At 60.6% G+C, this 16,255-nt stretch carries 14 protein-coding genes and 1 pseudogene; 4 read left to right on the top strand and 11 right to left on the bottom strand.

The window, feature by feature from the left end; genetic code table 11:
* Positions 1-102: 102 nt before the first annotated feature.
* The 3 genes from ACT7DK_RS12025 to ACT7DK_RS12015 form a co-directional block, all read right to left on the bottom strand.
* Positions 103-663, bottom strand: a complete 561-nt coding sequence (locus ACT7DK_RS12025; RefSeq protein ID WP_445399438.1) for a YbhB/YbcL family Raf kinase inhibitor-like protein — start codon at positions 661-663, stop codon at positions 103-105.
* Between the two features lie 81 nt (positions 664-744).
* Complete coding sequence (locus tag ACT7DK_RS12020; RefSeq protein WP_445399436.1) at positions 745-1,560, bottom strand: helix-turn-helix transcriptional regulator; 816 nt, start codon at positions 1,558-1,560, stop codon at positions 745-747.
* Complete coding sequence (locus ACT7DK_RS12015; protein ID WP_445399434.1) at positions 1,548-1,817, bottom strand: helix-turn-helix domain-containing protein; 270 nt, start codon at positions 1,815-1,817, stop codon at positions 1,548-1,550. Before ACT7DK_RS12015 ends, ACT7DK_RS12020 begins: the two co-directional genes overlap by 13 nt.
* 230 nt (positions 1,818-2,047) lie before the next feature.
* On the opposite strand from ACT7DK_RS12015, the gene ACT7DK_RS12010 reads away from it, so the two are divergent.
* A complete protein-coding gene (locus ACT7DK_RS12010; protein WP_445399432.1) occupies positions 2,048-2,677 on the top strand; it encodes a hypothetical protein in 630 nt (209 codons plus the stop codon).
* Positions 2,678-2,682: 5 nt separating this feature from the next.
* Complete coding sequence (locus ACT7DK_RS12005) at positions 2,683-3,099, top strand: type II toxin-antitoxin system YafO family toxin (RefSeq protein ID WP_445399430.1); 417 nt, start codon at positions 2,683-2,685, stop codon at positions 3,097-3,099.
* A 58-nt stretch (positions 3,100-3,157) separates the two neighbouring features.
* Here ACT7DK_RS12005 and ACT7DK_RS12000 read toward each other — a convergent pair whose 3' ends face one another.
* From ACT7DK_RS12000 to ACT7DK_RS11975, 6 genes and pseudogenes are all read right to left on the bottom strand, one after another.
* On the bottom strand, positions 3,158-4,927 hold the full coding sequence (locus tag ACT7DK_RS12000; protein WP_445399428.1) for a restriction endonuclease subunit S: 1,770 nt from the start codon (positions 4,925-4,927) through the stop codon (positions 3,158-3,160).
* Positions 4,924-6,423 (bottom strand): N-6 DNA methylase, encoded by a 1,500-nt coding sequence (locus tag ACT7DK_RS11995; protein WP_445399426.1) that lies wholly within the window; start codon positions 6,421-6,423, stop codon positions 4,924-4,926. The genes ACT7DK_RS12000 and ACT7DK_RS11995 overlap by 4 nt, the downstream gene beginning before the upstream one ends.
* A gap of 73 nt (positions 6,424-6,496) precedes the next feature.
* Positions 6,497-8,941 carry an EcoAI/FtnUII family type I restriction enzme subunit R gene (hsdR, locus tag ACT7DK_RS11990; protein WP_445399424.1) on the bottom strand — a complete coding sequence of 815 codons (2,445 nt, stop codon included), beginning with the start codon at positions 8,939-8,941 and terminating at the stop codon, positions 6,497-6,499.
* Positions 8,942-9,079: 138 nt separating this feature from the next.
* Positions 9,080-9,208 (bottom strand): annotated as a pseudogene (locus tag ACT7DK_RS11985) (type II toxin-antitoxin system Phd/YefM family antitoxin); the annotation flags it as partial.
* Positions 9,209-9,336: 128 nt separating this feature from the next.
* Positions 9,337-10,362 carry a DUF2157 domain-containing protein gene (locus tag ACT7DK_RS11980; RefSeq protein ID WP_445399422.1) on the bottom strand — a complete coding sequence of 342 codons (1,026 nt, stop codon included), beginning with the start codon at positions 10,360-10,362 and terminating at the stop codon, positions 9,337-9,339.
* Between the two features lie 3 nt (positions 10,363-10,365).
* Positions 10,366-11,334: a LysR family transcriptional regulator gene (locus ACT7DK_RS11975; RefSeq protein ID WP_445399420.1), complete on the bottom strand. Its 969-nt coding sequence runs from the start codon at positions 11,332-11,334 to the stop codon at positions 10,366-10,368.
* Positions 11,335-11,539: 205 nt separating this feature from the next.
* On the opposite strand from ACT7DK_RS11975, the gene ACT7DK_RS11970 reads away from it, so the two are divergent.
* The gene (locus ACT7DK_RS11970) at positions 11,540-12,472 is read left to right on the top strand and encodes a sodium-dependent bicarbonate transport family permease (protein ID WP_445399418.1); all 933 of its coding nucleotides are present in this window, start codon (positions 11,540-11,542) and stop codon (positions 12,470-12,472) included.
* Between the two features lie 129 nt (positions 12,473-12,601).
* On the opposite strand, the gene ACT7DK_RS11965 is transcribed toward ACT7DK_RS11970, so the two are convergent.
* Positions 12,602-13,243, bottom strand: coding sequence for a glutathione S-transferase family protein (locus ACT7DK_RS11965; RefSeq protein ID WP_445399416.1), 642 nt, complete (start codon positions 13,241-13,243; stop codon positions 12,602-12,604).
* Positions 13,244-13,360: 117 nt separating this feature from the next.
* On the opposite strand from ACT7DK_RS11965, the gene ACT7DK_RS11960 reads away from it, so the two are divergent.
* Positions 13,361-13,945 (top strand): TetR/AcrR family transcriptional regulator, encoded by a 585-nt coding sequence (locus ACT7DK_RS11960; RefSeq protein WP_445399414.1) that lies wholly within the window; start codon positions 13,361-13,363, stop codon positions 13,943-13,945.
* An 81-nt stretch (positions 13,946-14,026) separates the two neighbouring features.
* Here the strand turns inward: ACT7DK_RS11960 and ACT7DK_RS11955 are convergent, their stop codons facing one another.
* Positions 14,027-16,252, bottom strand: a complete 2,226-nt coding sequence (locus ACT7DK_RS11955; protein WP_445399412.1) for an EAL domain-containing protein — start codon at positions 16,250-16,252, stop codon at positions 14,027-14,029.
* Positions 16,253-16,255: the final 3 nt, after the last annotated feature.

The raw sequence follows: 16,255 nt of genomic DNA, 5'->3' as shown, positions 1-16,255 counted from the left end.
TCGGCCGGGAAGGAAGCATGCCCGCAGCGGGGCGTAAACACTGCCGGGCCGGTCGGGGTAGAGGCCCGGCAGTGTTGCGTGAGCCGGTGCGGGCGTACTGGGTCAGTCGCGCCGGTATAACGCCTCTATGGTGCTGGAGCCCAGCGAGTGTGCCTTCACCATATAACCTACCAGGGCCCCGGAGGGATTGTCGGGCAAGTCCAGCGTTTGCGACAGGGCATGCAGGGTAAACTGGTAGCGATGGGTGCCATGCCCCTGGGGCGGGCAGGCGCCGCCGAAGCCCGGGCTGCCGTAGTCGTTGGCGATCTGGAGGCTGCCGGCGGGGGCCAGCTGCTTGCCCGGGTCGCCGGCGCCGGCCGGGAGGGAGCGCACGTCCACGGGGATATTCACCAGCTGCCAGTGCCACCAGCCGCTGCCGGTCGGGGCGTCCGGATCATAAGCCAGGATGGCGAAGGCGCGGGTGCCTTGTGGGGCGCCGGACCAGGAAAGCTGGGGCGACAGGTTGCCGCCCGCGCAGCCGAAGCCCTGGAATTCCTGGGCGCTGGCCATGAATTCACCGGGCGCGATGTCGGTGCTGGTGAGCGTGAATTCCCCGGCCAGGGCCGGGCCGCAAGCCAGTGCGGCCAGCACCGCCAGGGAACATTTTTTTGCGTGAGTGAACATAAGAGCCTCCTGAAAACACCTTGGTTTGAGAGGCCGATCATAGGGGGGCATCCGGGCCCGGGTTAGCACCCAATCCTTCATTCATTCGCCCGTTTCAATCATTCTGGTTTTTCTGAGCTCGGTCGGCGTAATGCCGAACAGCGACTTGAACTTGTCGGTAAAGCGAGACTGGGAATGATAGCCGCATTGCTCGGCAATCAGCCCGATGGGGCTGGCGGTGGTCTGCACCAAATGCAGCCCGTGGCCCAGTTTCACCCTGTCCTTGATGGCCTGCAGGCTGGTTCCCTCATGGGCCAGCTTCCTGCGCAGGGTGGATTCACTCATCGCCAGTGCAGATGACAAAAACGGCATGCCCACCTCTTCCGTCATCCGGCTGCCGATAAGGCACTGGACCCGGTACCCGAGACTGGGCGGCGCGGCCAGGGCGGCCAGCTCGCGGTGGCCCAGGTGGTGAAGGGTGTGCAGGATTTCCCGGCGCCTCAACCCCCACAGTGCGGGCGGGGCATAGGCCGACCATTCGATCAACTGGCTGAGCGCATCTGTCAGCAATGGCTGGAGGGGGCCCTGGAGATGCGTCCGGGCGCTGGCCCGGCGGCCGGTGAAGCCATCGAAGTCTTCCTGCTCGAACTCCAGCAGCAGGGCGAAATATTCCGCTCCGGCCGGAATGTTGCGCATGTCGATGCCGGGGCGGTTGGATAAAAAGACAAAGCTGCCCGCCGGGCAATGGGTCGCGCCCTGGCTGCCCAGCTGCTTGTGGCCGCTGAGCACGCAAACCAGCAAGGGTTTGTTCACCGGCACATTGAGGATGTGCTGCTCCTGGCCGGACGAATACACCGAAAAGGGCAACGGGGAGTGCGCCTTTACGATGCGCTTTGCCGACGTGATCAATGCCTGCATGGGTTAACTCGAGGTCTTATGTGTTGTTGTTGGGAACGTCTGGGTGTTGAAACTCCAGATCTCACCATCCTGAATTTTCGGATAGGCGCTTCTTTTTCCGGTTCACGGCTTGTTCCTGTCGGGCGCCTGCAGGGCCAGCGCCTGCTGCAGCGCTTCTCCAGGGCGGTAACGGAAGGTTGACTGATGCCCATGGTCTCTGCCATCTGCGCCTGAGACAGCAACAGGGCGTCACGGATGGCCTGGATTTGCACTTCCATCTCAGAAATCATGTGCCAGAAGGTGGCCGACTTGCCGTCATATTCCGGGTGACGCTTTAGCCCCAGCCGCTTTCCCCTGGACACCGGTTTGGTCAGGGTCGAGTTCAGGTGGTATGGCTGGCACCTAGAGATTACTTTGGAAACACTTTACCACCAAAACTCCGGTCGTAGTTAAAGAGGCTTGCCGTCGTGGCTGCTATCCTTGGCTTATGGTCTCACTGGCGTATAATGTGTGGCTCGGCAAACGGGTGAATTACATATTTTTATTTAACCCATTGATTTTCAAGAGGTTTGTTTTGATGGGGTTACTGACTGCAGCGGGTCTCTCCCTGTGCCTCACCGGTATAAAACAAGACGCTCACCAACTGATAAAGGTGGGGAATCGGGTCGTTGGTGCGGCAGGCTCTTCTGTGCAGGCAGCTCCATCCGCCTTGTCCGTTCAGCAGGCGCTGGCCAATGAGGTAGTTAAAGCCGCTGGCGACCTTCGGGCCAAGCTCTCCGTGCTGGCTTCAAGAGTGGCTGATATGGACGACATAGATGAGTCTGAGCTTGATGCCGCACTCGATCTGGTGTCCAGTGCCACCCTGCAGTTTGCCGGCCAAGTCGAATACATACAGACCGAGCTGGAGTTAAACGCCGATCCTGAAGTGAGTGTTGTGGATCGAACCGTGCTGGCCTCGATTATAAGGGTGCGCAATGAGTTTGAAGATCTGTATGTGCTGCTCAAACAGTTCAAGGAAGATGAGCCACTGGAGTCCGGTGCTCTGTTTGCCAGCCGGGATGACGCGCTGGCGGTGTCCGTGAAAGGACTGGTGGCTCTGGGTCTCAGTGACGATGAAGCCAAAAAGCTGATTCACTGACCTGCATGTCTTCAAGCATTGTTGCTCCTTCCGTTGAACTGCACTTTTCCCTGATTGAAGCGCTTGGCCAGGAAGAGGCCGAGCGCCTGAAAAGTCTGTTTTTTGCCTACAAGGCAGGTCGCCGGCCTGACACTTTTGGCAAAGACGTTCCCTTTGATTGGCCTGCTCATGTGGCTCAGTCCGCACTCCGGCATATTCATCTGCTTTCCGATGAGCAAATAAAACGTTACAGGGCGCGTGGTGTTCGTCGACAAATCAAACAGACAAGTGATGTTTTTCTGGTTTACGTTCAGCACTTTGCCCAGCGTAATCGCTATTTGTTGATAGCCGTTATCCCCGAGCCGGCCCATGAGCGTTGCCGTCGCCAACTGACCAAGCTGCCGGGCTATGCCGATATTGCCGAAGACTTCCACTCCTCCTGACGTCATGCAAACGTAGAGCTATCAAAGCCCCACACTGGGCGGGGCTGGAAGGCGGCGATCAGGCCAGTGCCTGTTCAACAATGGCGCCGGCCAGATGCACCTGGGTTTGCTGTGACTGCCGCAGCTTGTCCTTAAGCTGGTCGCAGAGTGCCATCAGCTCATCGACTTTGGTGACGATGCGGTGTTGCTCATTCTTTGGTGGTAAAGGTGTAATCAGAGAGCTTATTTGTCCTTGATTAATAGATGCTTGACCTATAGCTTCTTTTGCATGAGAAAATAGTGCGGATTTTGCAATGCTTGAGCTCATAAATATATTTAAATAAAAGGGATCTAGAAAATTGGTAAAAGGTTTTGCTCTCATGTTCATGCTTTCATATACAAGGGGCTCATTGAGATGAGGTATGATCGCTGATTTTCCGACAAGTTCTTTACTGTTTACTCGATTTATAAGCAAATCGTTTTCTTCTAATGAAAACTTTTCTAGCTCATCCTCATTGATTTCAACTCTCCTTGTTGAGTTGAAGTTTATTTTTCCCTCTTGAATATTATACATCCGCAATGAAATTATTCCCGTTTCCTTATAAAACTTTTCAGGTTTATAAATTCCATTTGAGAATGACTTAAAAAGAAAGCCAAAACGACAGCACTCCCACCCTGCAGGCAACTCAAACGGCTTTTCATCATCAGTCATTGCGGGCAGTGGCTTCTGCTTTTTGATCTTTTTCTCTTTAACCAGTCTTTCCTTCTCCGCCGCTATTTTTTTCAGCAGCACGGAGGCGGGTTCGTCTTCCGGGTTCTGGCGCACCAGCTTACCCATTACGGCCAGTTGCAGTATGGTCTGCTTGAGGACGTTTATGCTTTGTTCGGTGGTGAACAGGGTGTCGAAGTGCCCGGCGACTCTGGTCCAGCTTTGCTGCAATTCCTCGGCATCGGCGCTGTTGGTCAGGGTAGACAGCAGGGTATCGACCAGGATGGCATGGGCCTGGATGTTGGACTCGGTTTGTTGCTCCAGCTGATCGCAGAGGGACATTAGCTCGTCGATTTTCTGAACGATGCGGTGTTGCTCAGAGAAAGGTGGAACAGGAATTAATAATGAGTTTAAAGACTCCGCGTTCAGAGTGTTTCCCATTATTGCTTGTTTAGAGTTCCCTGCTAATGCTCTTTGAGGTAACACCTTGAATATGAATTGCTTTGAAATGCCTGAAAATGGGTGTATAGATATTATTGCTTCATTGTGATAGGCGTCTTTATTTATTATCGAAATCTTGCCTAGCGTGAGTTTGAAGCTCATTAGTATCGTGCCAGCTGCAACCGGTTCAGATTTAAATACATCTCTGGCTGCAACCGGAGTTACTCTCTTGGCCGTTTTTTCTACTGCGCCAAAATGATTTAAATCCGATATGCTTACCCAAGGAATGCCATTTTCTGATTCCGTCCAATATACAGAGTTTTTAGTTGATGGCGTTTTTCCTACCTTATAGTGGCAGGTATTCGGTAGTCGGCTCCACTCCCACCCATCAGGCAGCTCAAACGGCTTCTCATCATCACTAATCGCCGGCAGTGCCTTGGACTTTTTGATTTTGCCCTGCTTAATCAGCTCGGCCTTTTCGGCGGCGATGCGTTCCAGTAGTACGGATGCAGGTTCATCATTGGGGTCTTGCGGCACCAGCTTGCCGCGCACGGCCAGTTCCAGGATCAGCTCCCGCAGTTTTTTGATGCCATACAGCTCATACTTGTTGCTGCCGCCACGGCCAGCGCTGGACTTGGCCTGGATGGCACCGGTCCAGGTGGCGATATTCTCGGTGATCAGCTGTTGCGCCCGGCTCATGGGTGGCTCTCCTCGGCCCTTTCTTCAAGCTGGGCGGCTTCGCTCAGCAAGGCGTTGCCCAGCACGTTTTTAAGCTGATTACGCAGATCACGAATGCTTTGCTGCTGCCGGGCATAGGCCGCCAGCAGCTCGTCGGGATCGTGGCTGATTGTTTCGCCGACGTGGGGGTTTTTGATGTCGAGGTTGAAGTTGCGGGCCATCACCTCGTCGATGCTCACCTTCCAGGCGTGCTCGTTCTCCACGCGGGCGGCAAAGTCGTCTTGCTCGTTGCCCCACCAGTCGATTTCGGCCTGGAATTCCTCGAACTTCATCGGCCTGGTCTTGCTGTAGTTCTTCACGCCGGCCGGGTAGGGGTGCTCGTAGAACCAGATGTCCTGGGTGGGCTTGCCCTTGGTAAAGAACAGCAGGTTGGTCTTGATGCCGGTATAGGGGTTGAACACGCCGTTGGGCAGCCGGACTATGGTGTGCAGGTTGCACTCCTCGGTGAGCAGCTTCTTGATCTTGGTTTTTACGCCCTCACCGAACAGGGTGCCGTCCGGCAGCACCACGGCGGCACGCCCCTTGTCCGCCAGGATTTCGATAATCAGTTGCAGGAAGAGATCGGCGGTTTCGCGGGTGCGCAGGTCGGCGGGAAAGTTGGCCTCGATGCCGTCTTCCTCGGTGCCGCCAAAGGGCGGGTTGGTGACAATCACGTCCACGTCGTTGTCCCAGCTCGACAGCGGCTTGTTCAGGGTGTTGTCGTGGCGGATTTGCGAGGGCACCTCAATGCCGTGCAGCATCATGTTGGTGACGCACAGCAGATGGGGCAGTTGCTTTTTCTCGACCCCGAATATCTGCTGCTGAAGCCGCTGATGATCGTCGGCGCTCCCGACATAATTGGCTTTCACATGATCAAAGGCACAGGCCAGAAAGCCGCCGGTGCCGCAGGCTGGGTCCATGATTTTCTCGCCCAGCCTGGGGTCGATACGATTGACGATAAAACGGGTGACGGCGCGGGGGGTGTAGAATTCACCGGCGTTACCGGCGCTTTGCAGGTCGCGCAGGATCTGTTCGTAGATATCGCCAAACAGATGGCGTTCGCTGGATTTGGTGAAGTCGACCTCGTTCAGCTTGTTGATCACCTGGCGCAGCAGGGTGCCGTTCTTCATGTAGTTGTAGGCGTCGCTGAAGGCTTCCTTTACCACATAGCCACGGGGATTGCGGTCTACCGGAGCGTACAGCTCCTTCAGCTCCGGGAACAGCTCGTTGTTGATGAACTCCAGCAGTGCGTCGCCGGTGATGCCGTCGTTATCGGCCGCCCAGTTGCGCCACAGATAGGGCTCCGGAATGGGGGCCATGTAGTCGTCCAGCTCAACTTCCAGCGCCTCTTCCTGGGCGTCGAACACCTTGAGGAACAGCAGCCAGGAAAGCTGCCCCAGACGCTGGGCATCGCCGTCAACACCGGCGTCCTTGCGCATGATGTCCTGAATGGATTTGATTACGGAACTGATCGACATGGGGATTCTCTTTTCGTCTTGTTATTCGCAATACCACCAGCCCCGGGGAGGGGCTGGCCGCATGATAAGGTGGTTAAGCCTGTTTCGGGGCCGGCAGTGTGTAGAGCCGGGCTTCCAGCTCGCTGACCGCCTTCAGGTATTCGTTTTTGTTGCCGAAGCCTGACTTCACGATTTCGAGAGGGCTGCCCAGCTGATCGAAGGGCTGCACCTTGAGCACGTTGATGTTCTCGATTTCCTGCACACCGGCGTCGGCATACTTGTCCAGCAGGGCGTTCAGCACCTGCTGGGCGGTGCTTGAGTATTTGGTGAAGTAGTTGCGTTTTTTCACCTGCTCTGCCCGCTCACGACGGGTCAGCGGGGGCTGATCATAAACCACATGGCAGATGAGATCGAAGGGATCGAGTTCCTTGCCCACCTCTTCTGCCAGCACTTCCCACAGCACGCCCTCGTTGGCCAGCTCGTCGATAATGGCCTGCTTGCGGTCGGCCTGGTTCCAGCGCCTGATAAAGTCGTCCAGGCTGGCGAACTGCCGGGCCAGGGTCTTGCGGGTATAGTCCTGGAAGGACTCGGTGACCAGCTTGCCGTCGGCATCGTAATACTGCACCCGTTTGGCGATGGCCTTCACCTGCACGCCGTTCACATGGAACTTGCGCACGGGGGTGGTTTCGTCATCGGGATTGGCGTAGGGGCCGGCGTCGCCTTCGTGAATTTCCGGCTGAAAACTGCCCTGGTCATCGGACGTATCGAGCGGCGTCTCTCCGGTGGGCTCATCGCTCTCGCCTTCGCCGTGCAGCATATCGTCGAGCGGGTCGTCCTCGTCGTTGATTTTCTCGGGGTTAACCGCCATCACGCGCTCGGGAATGCCGTCGAAGCGTTCGTCGGCGAACAGCTCGGTGGCCTTCTTGAAGTCGAGAATGGTAAACCACAGCTTGCCGAACTTCTCGTTGATACGGGTGCCGCGACCGATGATCTGCTTGAACTTGGTCATCGACTTGATGTTCTGATCGAGCACCACCAGCTTGCAGGTCTGGGCGTCCACCCCCGTGGTCATCAGCTCGGAGGTGGTGGCGATAACCGGATAGGTCTTCTTGGGGTTGATGAAGTTGTCGAGCTGGGCCTTGCCGATATCGTCATCACCGGTGATTTTCATCACATAGCGGTCGTCCTTCAGCACTTGCTCGGGATTGCAGTTGACCAGCGCCTGACGCATCCGCTCGGCATGATCGATGTCGTTGCAGAACACGATGGTCTTGGTCAGGGGATCGCTCTTCTTGAGGTAGCTGGTAATGGTTTCCGCCACCAGTTGGGTGCGCTCGTCGATGACTAGGGTGCGGTCGAAGTCCTTCTGGTTGTAGATGCGGTCATCGATCAGCTCGCCGCTTTTGTCCTTCTGCCCCTTGGTGGGACGCCAGCCTTGCAGGTCGATGTCGATATCGACGCGCACCACCTTGTAGGGCGCCAGAAAGCCGTCTTCAATGCCTTCCTTCAGGGTATAGGTATAGACGGGTTCGCCAAAGTAGTCGGTGTTGGAGACGTCCTCGGTTTCCTTGGGCGTGGCGGTCAGGCCCACCTGGGCGGCACTGCTGAAGTATTCGAGGATTTCCCGCCAGGCGCTGTCTTCGGCGGCGCTGCCCCGATGGCATTCGTCGATCACAATCAGGTCGAAGAAGTCGGGGGAGACCTGCTTGTAGGCTTTCTGATGTTCTTCCGGCCCGGTGAGCGCCTGATACAGCCCCAGATGAATTTCGTAGGCCGGGTCGACCTTGCGCCCGGAGATTTTGGTCATGGCGCTGCCGAAGGGCTGGAAGTCGTTGGTGATGGTCTGATCGACCAGGATGTTGCGGTCGGCCAGAAACAGGATGCGTTTCTTGCTTTTCGACTTCCACAACCGCCAGATGATCTGGAAGGCGGTGTAGGTTTTGCCGGTGCCGGTGGCCATCACCAGCAAAACCCGGCTCTGCCCGCCGGAGATGGCTTCCACCGTTTTATTGATGGCCTGAAGCTGATAGTAGCGGGGGATCTTGCCGCTGCCATCGTCGTAGTAGTCCTGGGTCACCACGGGCAACTGGGCCGGCTGAAAGCCCTTCCAGGCGCAGTATTTGTCCCACAGCTGGGCCTGGGTAGGGAAGTCCTCCAGCGTGATGTCGGACTCAAGCTGCCGAGGGTTGGTCTTGTCGTGGAAGCGGTAGCCATCGCCGTTGGAGGCAAAGGCGAAGGGCACGCCCAGCAGGGCAGCGTAATCCAGCGCCTGCTGCATTCCCTTGCCCACATCATGCTTGTTGGCCTTGGCCTCAATCACCGCCAGCGGCATGTTGGGCTTGTGATAAAGCACGATATCGGCGGATTTGACCTTTTTACGCGCCGCCACCTGGCCGCGCACAATCACCTTGCCATCGCGCAGCTTCACTTCCTGGCGGATCTGCATCATGTCGTCCCAGCCCGCTTCCTTCACCGAAGGCAGGATGAACTTGGTGATGATGTCGGTTTCAGTAAGGGCTGACTTATTTATGGTTGTCATGGCTGCGCTGTCCCGTTTCACAGTCTTTTGGCCATTCTGGCACAGCATACCCCCGGTTTCATTTGAAATGTTTACAACAGCAGCGGCCCCGGCCGCACCCTGGCCTGATTGATACTGGGCTATGGAGCTGTTGTAGGAACCCGGCGATATCACCACCGTATCTTTGGTATTACGGCGAGTGATGATGGTGGTGTCCGCATCGATGACGACATCATCCAGCACCGTTTTCAGGTTATTACGCGCTTCTGTAAAAGATACGACTCTTATATTTAGGCAGTGATGGCCATTGGGGCACGGGCGGTCTGCCTGCGCTCCACCAGTCAGGTGTCAATGGGGCTCTAGCCGGAAGAGTATTGGCCACACCCGGTAGAGGCACGAAATCGGTTGCCTGCATACTACTCCCTTCTCGCCAGCAGTTCGCGCAGCGCGGCGGGCAACTGCCGTTGCAGGCGCTCGGTCAGTTGCTGCTGGTGGCGCTGCCAGAGGATGCCGAGGCCCATCACGGCCAGGCCGATGGCGGTGAGGGCGAGGGGAAACAGCAGGCTGTCCTCGAACACCTCCCAGGCCAGCCAGCCCAGGTACCAGGCCAGGCCCAGGCCGCCCAGGGCGACGAATATCCGCCGGGCCAGCAGGGTGCCGGTGGCTATCATCAACAGGTTGACCAGCAAAAACAGCAGTCGCTCGCCGCCGCCGTTGTCGGTCAGCAGGCAGAGCCCGCCCCAGAAGGTAATGGCGCCGAACAGATAAAGCCAGAAGGCGAAGTCCCGCCGGCTGCGGTTGCGGATGTCCACCCAAAAGGCCAGCACCACCATCAAAAGCCCGAACCAGAGCGATACCCACTGGCGGAACTCCCAGCTGGCGACATCCCGGCCGCTCAGCCACAGGCTCAGGTCCATGCTCATATACCAGAGGGTGGCGGCCAGGGGCAGCAGCAGAAAAGGCTGGCGATAGCGCCACAGCATCAGGGCGCCCACCGCCAGGGTGGCCAGCTCCAGGCTCAGCCAGCGGCCGTGGATGCGGGTGTGGTACTGACGGTAGTCCAGCGCCGGATCCCACCAGCCCAGGGCAACTTGCAGGCCGTACACGGTGAGGGGTGTCAGGCAGATCACCAAGGCGGCGAGAATGCCGCTCGGCACCCACAGCCGCCGGCGCTGCAGCCCTTCGGCCAGGGCCAGGGCGGGCAGGGCATAGAGCACGCCCAGACCCGCCAGGGCCCAGCCGCCGTACTGCTGCCAGCCCAGGGTCATAAAGAGGGTCATGGCGCCGATGGCGATGAGGCCGCCCAGGTAATAGAGGATATGGGCGAAGCGAAAGCCGGCGGGGGCGTCCCGCTCCAGAAACTGCCACAGGGGCGCCACCTGCTCCGCGTGCAGCAGGCCCCGGCGGGCCGCCTGCTCCAGTTGTTGGCGATCTATCTTCATGGCTCAGGCTCCCTTGCCCGGGGGGTGGAGATGGGCCAGCAGCCTGGCCAAGTCATTGTGGATATAGCGGCTGTCGATGCAGCTTGCCAGGTTATCGTTGATAAAGCGGACAAAATTCGCCGCCGGGTAGGGCAGGCGGCGGTTGTTGTGGCACACCAGGTACCAGTGGCTGGTGAGCGGGAACTCGGGCAGCGCCGGGCGGCCCAGGCGGTGCTCGCCTTCCGCCAGGGTATGCTCCGACAGCACGGCCAGCCCCAGGCCCTGCTCCACGCTCATGCGCACCACCTCGTTGCTCTCTATCTGCATCACCCGCTTCAGCTGCAGGTTGTGGTTGCGCAGCCACTCCTCGAACACCAGCCGGGTGGCGCTGCCCGGCTCGCGCAGCAGAAAGCGCTCGCCCAGCAGGGCGGAAAAGTCCGCCGGCGGGCGGTGCACCGCCCAGTGATCCGGCGGGGTGATCAGCACCAGCGGGTTGCGGATAAAGCGGCCGCTCAGGGTGTGCTCGCCGGCGGGCGGGTGGCTGAACAGGTAGAGGTCGTCCTGCTGGTGGCGGTGGCGCTCCAGGATATAGCCCCGGTTGCCCACGCTGATCGACACCTCCACCTCGGGAAAGCGGCGGTTAAAGGGCCCCAGCAGGCGCGGCAGTATGTATTTGGCGGTGGTCACCACCCCGATGCTGAAGCCGCCGCGGATGCCCTGGCGGGCGTCCTGCAGAAAGCCGTTGAAGTCGTCGAAGCGGGAGAGGGCGTCGAGGGCGGCGTGATAGAGCTCGGTGCCCACGGCGGTGGGGCGGATGCGCCCTTCCCGGCTGTCGAGCAGGGGCTCGCCCACCGCCTCGGCCAGGCGTTTGAGCTGCTGGGACACGGTCGGCTGGGTCAGGTGCAGCTGGGCGGCGGCGCGGGACACCGAGCCCAGCCGCACCACGGCCACGTATACCTGCAGCAGGCGAAAGGTCAGGTGGCGTATGTTCATAGGTTATTATCTATATCTTCTTTTATTAACATTTATTGGTAACTATAGCGCGGGCGCCGCACAATGTCCGCATCTGTCAAGCAAGGCTTCGCCCGACTCCTTATCACGCCGGTGACCCTTTTCTTCCCGTTGATGCCCCCGGGCCGCAACGGCGGGCCCGGCCGTGTCCGGACATGGGCGGGCCACATCATCAAGAGAGGATCTGATGCCGGATATTGTAGTGGCGTTTTTTGCGCTGGGAGTGGCGGCGGGGCTGGCCCGCTCGGATTTGAAGGTGCCCAAGGCGGCCTACGACACCCTCAGCATACTGCTGATGCTCACCATCGGCTTCAAGGGCGGACTGGCGCTGCACGGCAACCTGCACTGGCGGCTGCTGCCCGAGCTGCTGGCGGTGGCCGCCCTGGGCGTGCTTATCCCGCTGCTGTGCTACCCGGTGGCGCGCAAGCTGCTCAGGTTGAACAGCGCCAACAGCGCCAGCATCGCCGCCCACTACGGCTCGGTCAGCGCCGGTACCTTCGCGGTGGCCCTGGCCTACGCCCAGAGCCTGCAACTGGAGATAGCCCCGCAAACCACCCTCTACCTGGTGTTGCTGGAGCTGCCGGCCATCATCGTCGCCATCTACCTGTACAAGACCCTGTCGGGGCAGGATACCGGCAGCAAGGCGGCGGTGTGGCACGAGGCGCTCACCAGCCGGGGCGTGGTGCTGCTCACCGGCGGGGTATTGATCGGCTACTTCTACGGCCCTGAGCAGTCGGCGCCGGTGAGCGACCTCTTTATCACCGCCTTCAAGGGCCTGCTGGCGCTGTTCCTGCTCGAGATGGGGCTGTGCACCGCCCAGGCGCTCACCCCGGTGCCCTGGCGGCGCTGGCCGGTGATGCTGTTTGCCGTGCTCGCCCCCCTGGTGCTGGCCGGCATCGGCATGGGGGCGGCCTGGCTGCTGGGTCTGCCGGCGGGCTCGGCACTGATCCTGGTGACCCTGGTGGCCAGCGCCTCCTACATCGCGGCCCCGGCCGCCATCGGCGCCGCCATCAAGGAGGCGGACATCGGCCTGGCCATGCTGGCGGCGCTGGCGGTGACCTTTCCCTTCAACGTGGTGGTGGGCATACCGCTCTATGCCCGCCTGCTGGCGGTGGGCTGAGCCGACGTGACCCTGTCCGGTGCGCTCGCCAGGACCGCGGTAGCGGATGGTGGCCGTGCGCATCGGGCGTCGGCCGCCGTGCCCGGCGCCCCGGGCGGGATCTGCCGCTGCTCCGGGTGGGAGAAGGAGTCACTTGGTGTTCAACACCCGCTGCCCGGAAGGCCGCGCCCGCATCCGTTCCAGGTAGTGTTTCAAGGCGCCTGAACCGATCAGCTCGCTGCCGATGGGCAGGTTGGCGACATAGTCCAGAATGGGGGTCAGCAGTGCGTCCGCCAGCGTGTAGCGCGGGCCGCAGATGAAGGGGGAATCCCCCAGCAGCGCGCCCAGTCGCCGCAGGGCCGCCCGCGCCGCCGGCAGTTTTTCCTCGACCAGATCCCGCCTCACCCTGCCGCCGGGGCCCTTGGGAAAGGCAAACTCCAGCACGATTTCCCGCAGCAGCGCCTGGTCGATGTAGAGCGCGATTTCTCCGCAGCGCTCGTCCACCCGTGCCCGCGCCATGGGATCGGCGGGTTGCAGGGCAGGCCCGGCGAAGCGGGCATCGAGATAGCGGCAGATGGTGTTGGTTTCAAACAGCGTATGGCCTTCGTGAAACAGCACGGGCACCTTGCCATAGGGGTGGAGCGCCAGGTGCTCGGGGCTCCTGAAGCCGATCTCCGTGCCCTCGGGGGCCATGCCACAGCGGTAGGCTATGCCTTTCTCCTCGCAGCAGAGCATGATCGAACGGGCAAAACTGCTGAACGTCGGCGCGAAAATGTAGACGGGGTTTTCCATAAGCCTGCTCCATGGGGTAATGAGACAGACGCAGTCTGCGGTCTGCCCAGAATATGTTAAAGAACATATTCTGAGGTTGTGGCATGCTGCTGCCACCAGCCCGACAGGAGTAATGATATGCCCTGGCCCAATGACCGCCGTGCCGAAAGCCGTGACCGGATCCTGCTCAGTGCCGAGCGGCTGTTCACCGAAAAGGGGTTCGAACAGGTCAGCATCGACCTGGTGATGCAGGAGGCGGGCATGACCCGCGGCGCCTTTTACAGCCATTTCGATTCCAAGCGGGAGCTTTATGCCGAGGCAATACGCTCGGCCGCCCGGCGCATGGCTCGCCACCACCCGCCGAAGGTGGACGACCTGATCCGTCGTTACCTGAGCCCGGAGCACCTCGCCCAGGAGAGCGGGAGCTGCCCGCTGGCCTTTCTGGTGTCCGATATCGGCCAGCGGGACCAACAGGTGCGCGAAAGTTATACCGGCATCTTCACCGCTCTGGCCTCCCGCGTCTCCGCCCGGCCGGACGCGGTGCCCGATGCCGCGGCGCTGAGAGCGGTGGTGCTGATGGTCGGGGGCGTGGCGGTGGCCAGGGCCCTGAGTGATCCCGCCCTGGCCACGCAGGTGCTGGAAGCCTGTTGTCAGGCTGCGCTGGCCGAGCGCGCCGGCGCCGTTTTGCCGGCGGAACCCCAGCACAGCTCTTGCGTAGAATAAGGCGGTCCCGGCCGGCCCCCGCAGGTCCATCGGCTTGACATTACCCGGCCGACCGTCCCCGTTCAGGCGGTGGCCCGGGTGCTAACCCTGCTCCCGCAGCAGCAGGGCGATATGGTCGGGAGTGGTGGGCTTCTGGTAGAGGTAGCCCTGGGCCTCGTCGCAGCCCAGCTGCCTGAGCAGGTCGTTTTCCCGGGGTTGTTCCACCCCCTCGGCAATCACCCCGAGGCGGAGCAACTGGCCCATCTTCACCATCAGTTCCACCAGCCCCAGATCCTGCTCGCTCTCGGTCATGCGGCTGACGAAGCTGCGGTCTATTTTCAGCCGGTCTATCGGCAGCTCCTGCAGGTACTTCATGGAGGAATAGCCGGTACCGAAGTCGTCCATGGCCACCTGCACGCCCCGTGCGCGCACGGCCTGCAGGGTGGCAATCAGGGCCTGGTGGTCTTCCATCATCATGGACTCGGTGATCTCCAGCTCCAGCAGCCGGGGGGGCATGCCGGTCTGGCCGAGGATCCGGTCAAGGTTGTCGATAAAGCCCGTATCCTTGAGCTGGCGTACCGACACGTTTACCGCCATGCGCAGGGCCTGGCCGGTGTTCCGCTGCCAGGTCCGCTGCTGGCGGCAGGCCTGCTCCAGCACCCAGGCGCCGATGGGGACTATGCTGCCGGAGCTTTCCGCCACCGGGATAAAGGTGTCGGGCGGTATCAGGCGATCCTCGTTGTGCCAGCGCAACAGCGCTTCGGCGCCGATGATGCGTCCGCTGCTCAGGCAGATCTGGGGCTGGTAACTCAGGCTCAGTTCGTTGTGCTCCAGGGCGTAACGCAGCCGGGTGGCGATCTGCAGCCGCTGGTGCAGGGCCTGCTCCAGGGTTTCGCCGAAGATGGCCAGGGCCCCGCGCTGATCGGCCTTGCACTTCTTGAGGGCGATGCCGGCATTTTGCAGCAGGGTCTTGGCGGAGCTGCCATGCTGCGGGTACATGGCCACGCCCAGGGTCAGGGAGGCGGGAATGTCGTAGCCCTGCAGCCTGAAGCCCTGCCGGAGGGAGTCGTTCAGGCGCTGGCTGATGGCCGTTATCTCGTCGGGCCGGCATGCCGGCAGTATCAGGCCGAAGGTATCGGAAGAGAGCCGGCCCAGGGGACTGTGGCTGCCGAAGATGGTGCCCAGGTGGCGGGCCATGCGGATCAGGGTCAGGTCGCCCACCTGGTGGCCAAGGCCGTCGTTGACCGCCTGGAAGTTGTCGATGTCGGCCAGCAGCACCACAAAGTCCTGCCCCAGGGTGATCTGCTTGCCCAGGGCATACATAAAGCCGGTGCGGTTAAGCACGCCGGTCAGGTGATCATTGAACGCCAGATCCTCGATTTTTTCGAACAGCCCGGCGTTGTCGTAACCCACCGACACATAAAGCCCGAACAGCTGCAGCAGGTGGCGCAGGGCGTCGTCGGGTTCGGTTGCGGTGGGTACCGCAAACACCAGTTCATCCCCCTGGGGGGTGTGGATGTAGAGGGCGGCGAGGCGGGGGGAAAACTGCGGTTGGCGGCAGGCAAAAGCCTGCTCTACCTGCCTGCGCAGTGGCGCATCGTCCAGGGTGTCCAGGGGCTGTCCGCAGTGTCGGGTCCAGGCGCCCGCCGCCACCTCGATCATCAGGCGGCTCGGCTCTTCCTCCGCCCGCCGGCACAGCAGTCCCTGCGCCTCGCTGTGCAGCAGCCGGCCGAGCTGCTGCAGTACATTGGCCGAGAAGCGGTCCGTCTGCCGGGCACCGAACAGCTCGGCCGCGCCCTGGATGATGTGCTCCAGACCCTTGCGGTGGGCGTCGAGTTGCTCCTGCTGGTGGTAGCCGCGCAGGGCGGTGGTCACGGCGGTGATCAGGTGGGTGCTGGTCAGTTCGTTCTTTTGCTTGTAATCGTTGATGTCATAATCGCGCACTATTTTCAGCTCGGGAGCGTAACCGGGCTGGCCAGTGCGCAGTATGATGCGGCTGCAGTGCTCGCCGAGCTCCTCCCGGATAAAGCCGATAAGCTCCAGTCCGGCCTGCTCTGACTCCATCACCACGTCCAGCAGGATGCAGGCGAAACGGGGTTGGTGTTGCAGTATGTCGCGGGCTTGCCGGGCGGAAAAGGCGCTGGTGAACGCCAGTGGCCGGCCCAGTACCTCAACTCCCGACAGGGCAAAACGGGTGGCGGCATGTACCTGCTGCTCGTCGTCGACGATCAGGATGCGCCAGGGCGTCCGCACAGGGCCATGCCCGGCGCCGTTATCCAGCGTTTCCGGTGCAAATTCAAAGATGTCGTGATCCGATCCTGATGGCATCCT

The sequence above is a fragment of the Zobellella sp. An-6 genome, assembly GCF_052487945.1.
This window is presented reverse-complemented; position numbering and strand designations above follow the sequence as displayed.